This window comes from Janthinobacterium sp. GW460-12-1-14-LB5, assembly GCF_059423585.1.
In genome coordinates this window covers 2,067-6,301 of sequence record NZ_JBWKYD010000052.1, presented here as the reverse complement: position 1 = coordinate 6,301, position 4,235 = coordinate 2,067, and the positions used below count along the sequence as shown (strand labels likewise).

Here is a 4,235-nt window from a genome sequence, read left to right as displayed (position 1 = left end):
GGCACGTGGTTCCCGCGCGCGCGGCTCGAGTACCGGCACCAGTTCCAGGGCGCCGATGATGCGCGCCTGGCGTATGCCGACCTGGTGGCCGACGGTCCCGTGTACGTGATCCGCACGGTGCCGCAGCAGACGGGCAACTGGACGGCGGGGCTGGGCGTGAAATTGCTCCTGTCGAACGGCATGACCATCACGCTGGACTACAACAGCAATCTGAATATCGATAGCGGGCGTACCCAGTCGGTGATGTTCGGCATCGCCATGCCGCTCAGGTAGGCCTGCAATTCAAGGAAGTGACGCCGCGGGGCGGGAGCAAGCTGCTCCCGCCCCGTGGCGCATGTGGCGGCTGTTTTTTCACGTCATTGCCGTGCCAGGGCGGCAATGATTCCATTAGAATCAGGCATCGTCTTGACCACACTGCTTACGGAATGGAATACCTGGAATGATGAATGTCCTGACCCTCGAACATTTTGCCGCGCGCGTCAACGAGACGTTTGTTGCGGCCGCTGACGGGAATGCCGCCTTTGTCCTGAAGGAAGTGCGCCCGCTGCCGTCAGCGACCCTGGAGGGCTTGATGCGCAAGCCGTTCAGCCTGTTGTTTCACAATAGCTCGCCCATCCTGTTCAACCAGAAAATCTTCCAGATGCAGCATGAAGCGTTGGGCGAGGTGGGTATCTTTCTGGTGCCGGTGGCGCGTGACAGCCACGGCTTTCTGTACCAGGCAGTGTTTAACTGAGGTCAGTACGGGGAGAAGGGCAAGGCGGGCGCCGCGATGGCGCCGTCTGCCTGGATCAAGCAAGCTTAATCAAATGACGGGAATTCGCCTTGCAGGGAGATGCAGAAATTGACCGCTAGCAACGGCTGGCGGTTTTCATGCGCCTGGCCGCCGCCAGCGGTACCGATCGCCGCCGGGGCCAGCGTGACATTGGGCGGCGTTGCCGGCACGAATGCGGACGTGCCGCCAAGCGCAATCAAGCCATCGCCAGCGAGCGGTGTGTTGTGCTGCAGGGCGGCGGTGGGCTGGCGGTACACAGTGAGTTGATGGGTGTGGTTCGGGATTTCCGTGACGTTCAATGCGACACTGTTGGTGCCGAAGGTCTCGCCCATCACGCGCGGCGTCAGGCTGGGTGCTTGTCCCTGGCTGCAGGGCGCGCGTCCCGTGAAGTTGGGCAGCTGGAAGGTGGTGGTTCCATTGCCGCCATACTGTGTGCCGATCAAGGAAAACAGCGCGGCATGTTGCTGGATCTGCAGGGTGGCGCCATTGCAGCTGGCCCATCCGTAGGGTGTGAAATTGAAGCCGAAGACTTGTATCTCGCCAAGGTATGGTGTTGTCACGGTAGGTTCTCCTGATCGATTTTATGGGCTGCGCTAGCTAGCTTGCTGGCTGTTATTGCTGCGATGGGAAAATGCCTGCCCATGCGATGCAAAATGACGCTGTCAGGGTTGGCATGGTGTTCGCGTGCGGCAGGTTGCCGCCTGTCGCGCCCGTGGCGGTGGTTGCCAGTGCATAGGCGGTCAGCCCGGTCAGATCGCTCGTGTACATCTTGTCGTTATTCGACGGGGCAGTCAGCAGCAGGTTGGCCGCCGGCACATTCGCCGTCGCCAGGGTGCTGTTCACATTGTACGGGTGCGTATGCGAAGGAAGCTGGGTGGCAAGCAGGGTCACGGATTCGCTGCCGCTTCGTTGCCCCAGGGGCCGGTTGCTCAGGCCGGGACCGGTACCCATATGCAGGGGAACCTGGCCGCGCAAGTCGGGCACGGCAAAAGTGTTGACGCCGTCGCCGCCGTAGGTGGTGCCCAGCAGGGTGTACAGCACTTCATTATTGGCGATCGGTTTCAGGCTGCCGTCGCAGGCGAACCAGCCGCTGGGAATGCGGGGAAAGGCAAACAGGCGAATTTCGCCGACATAGGGTGTGGTCATGACTATGCTCCGTAAGAGGTGGCTGATTCGTTAGTTGCGCGACGGGAAGATACCGCTCAAGGCGATATTGAAGTTGATGACCGAGAACGGCTGCATATTGTTATGCGCCTGGTTGCCGCCGGTCAACGCAAGGGTCTTGCTGGAGAGGGTGACTTGCGGGCCCGCCGAACCGTAGATGAATTCCGCGCCGCTGCCGCCAAACAGGGTATTCGTGGGGTTTTTCGAAGTGCCGGGCGTGGTCACCGTATTGGCCGCATGCGTGTGCTGTGGCATCTCGGTCGATATCAAGGTGACAGCCTCGACCCCCACGCGCGCGCCGATCTGATAGGGCGTGGGTTGCCAGGAACCATCCACCGAACTGCCTGCACCGACAGGGGTACTGCCTTGCAAGTCAGGCAAGGCAAAGGTGGTACTGCCATTGCCGCCGTAATACGTGCCCAACAGTGCGAACAGCGCCTGATTCTGCGCAACTGGCAGCAATTGCCCGTTACATGCTGCAAAGCCACGCGGCGCAAAATTGAAACCGCCCATCATGATTTGTCCTAGATACACATCAGCCATCATCGTTCTCCCACGGTTGGAATGTCATTAAATTTCAAATGAGCAATATTTTCCATTTGCAATCAATATTGCATTTTAAAAAACCCTTTTTGTTATAGTTACTTTATTGAAATCTCGGGGTAGCATACGTTGTCATATGGCAAGCGTCAACATCTGTTGGCACTGTAGAAGAGCTCGGAATGGACCTTGCTGGCGGCCTGAAATCACGTTCTTTTTTGTCTGAAAAATTCTGTATTGGAGAAACTATGTTGCGTATTTGCAACGGTGTCATCGCCCGCCCGGTATTTGCTTTTCTGCGTTCTTTTTTTGTTGGGAACCAGGGACGAATGCCAAACCGTGCCGCTGACAGGTCGCCAGTCTCGGGCCTTTTCGTGCACTGGTTCGCTTCGCTGTGCCTGGTGATGCTGGGACTCGTCGCAGGTCCTGCACAGGCGGATCCGGGTGATCCGAGCACGAAATGTATTCCCAATCAGAGAAGTTTTACCGTCGCATCAGGAGCCCCCTATGTGATTGATTTGTCTGCCTGTAGCGAATTTGGCTTGACGGAAAATATCCCCGGCGCGCAGCACGGCATGATTACCGGCCTCGTCGGTAACGGTACCGGTATTGCGACCTATATTAATAATGGCGACGGGGCCTTGTCCGACAGCTTTGTTCTGTGGGACGAGGACAGCAAGGCCGTGACTTTCACGGTGACTGTCCTGCCTCCCGCGGCAGCCTTTAGCGTGTCGCCGGCCGGTTTGACGGCACCCGTGATTGGCGTGCCGTACAGCCAGGCCATGTCGGCGAGCGGTGGCGTGGCTCCCTATACCTACGCGCTGGATACTGGAACCTTGCCACCTGGCATCACCGTGTCATCGAGCGGCGTAATTTCCGGCACCGTGACGGCGACCGGCGCCTATGTGTTCGGCGTCAAGGTGACTGATTCGACGGCAGGCACGCCGCTGACCGTCACCAAGAACTATTCCGTGTCGATCGCCATACCAATCTTGTCCATCACGCCCACGGTCCTGTCGGCGGGAGGATTGTCGACGCCCTACAGCCAGCAGATGTCCACTTCGAATGGCACCGCGCCCTACACTTACGTGGTGGAATCGGGCAGCTTGCCGCCGGGCCTGACCTTGTCGAGCAGCGGCCTGGTTTCGGGCACGCCGGGTAGCCTGGGTACCTTCAATTTCGTGATCAAATCGACGGATGTCACTGGCGGCAACGGACCGTACAACACGTCCAGAAGCTACTCCATGGTGATCAACGCCACCCCGCCGCCGACCGTGACCGGCATCTCGCCGACGGCAGGCCCCACCGGTGGTGGGACCAGCGTGATTATCACCGGTACCAATTTGACGGGCGCGACGGCAGTGAAGTTCGGCGCCACCAATGCCAGCGGCTTTACGGTCAACAGCGCCACGCAGATCACGGCGACGGCGCCGGCGGGCAGCGCAGGCACGGTGGACGTGACCGTCACGACTGCCGGCGGCGGTAGTACCACCAGCGCGGCCGATCAATTTACCTATGTCGGCGCGCCAATTGTGACCAGCATTTCGCCGACCGCGGGTCCCACCACTGGCGGTACCACGGTCACCATCACCGGCACGCGCTTTACCGGCGCTACAGCCGTGACCTTCGGCGCCACGGCCGCGACTGGCTTTACGGTCAACAGCGCCACGCAGATCACGGCGACGGCGCCAAGCGGCACGGGTACGGTGGACGTGCGCGTCACCACCATTGGAGGCACCAGCGCCACCAGCGCCGCAGA

The 4,235-nt window shown here is 59.9% G+C and carries 6 protein-coding genes; 3 read left to right on the top strand and 3 right to left on the bottom strand.

Features of this window, described 5'->3' with window-relative positions; translation table 11 throughout:
- Together AC07X6_RS28330 and AC07X6_RS28325 are read left to right on the top strand one after the other, a co-directional pair.
- Positions 1-273 (top strand): autotransporter domain-containing protein (locus AC07X6_RS28330; protein ID WP_494793190.1); only part of this gene is annotated, 273 nt, incomplete at its 5' end.
- A 166-nt stretch (positions 274-439) separates the two neighbouring features.
- The gene (locus AC07X6_RS28325; RefSeq protein WP_230542479.1) at positions 440-733 is read left to right on the top strand and encodes a DUF6916 family protein; all 294 of its coding nucleotides are present in this window, start codon (positions 440-442) and stop codon (positions 731-733) included.
- Between the two features lie 65 nt (positions 734-798).
- Here the strand turns inward: AC07X6_RS28325 and AC07X6_RS28320 are convergent, their stop codons facing one another.
- The 3 genes from AC07X6_RS28320 to AC07X6_RS28310 are packed head-to-tail and all read right to left on the bottom strand — an operon-like array spanning position 799 to position 2,452.
- Positions 799-1,332 carry a phage tail protein gene (locus AC07X6_RS28320; protein WP_230542480.1) on the bottom strand — a complete coding sequence of 178 codons (534 nt, stop codon included), beginning with the start codon at positions 1,330-1,332 and terminating at the stop codon, positions 799-801.
- Positions 1,333-1,384: 52 nt separating this feature from the next.
- Positions 1,385-1,918: a phage tail protein gene (locus AC07X6_RS28315; protein WP_230542481.1), complete on the bottom strand. Its 534-nt coding sequence runs from the start codon at positions 1,916-1,918 to the stop codon at positions 1,385-1,387.
- 30 nt (positions 1,919-1,948) lie between these two features.
- Complete coding sequence (locus AC07X6_RS28310) at positions 1,949-2,452, bottom strand: phage tail protein (protein WP_494793189.1); 504 nt, start codon at positions 2,450-2,452, stop codon at positions 1,949-1,951.
- A gap of 566 nt (positions 2,453-3,018) precedes the next feature.
- Between AC07X6_RS28310 and AC07X6_RS28305 the strand changes: the two genes are divergently transcribed.
- On the top strand, positions 3,019-4,235 hold a 1,217-nt coding region (locus AC07X6_RS28305), incomplete at its 3' end, for an IPT/TIG domain-containing protein (RefSeq protein ID WP_494793188.1).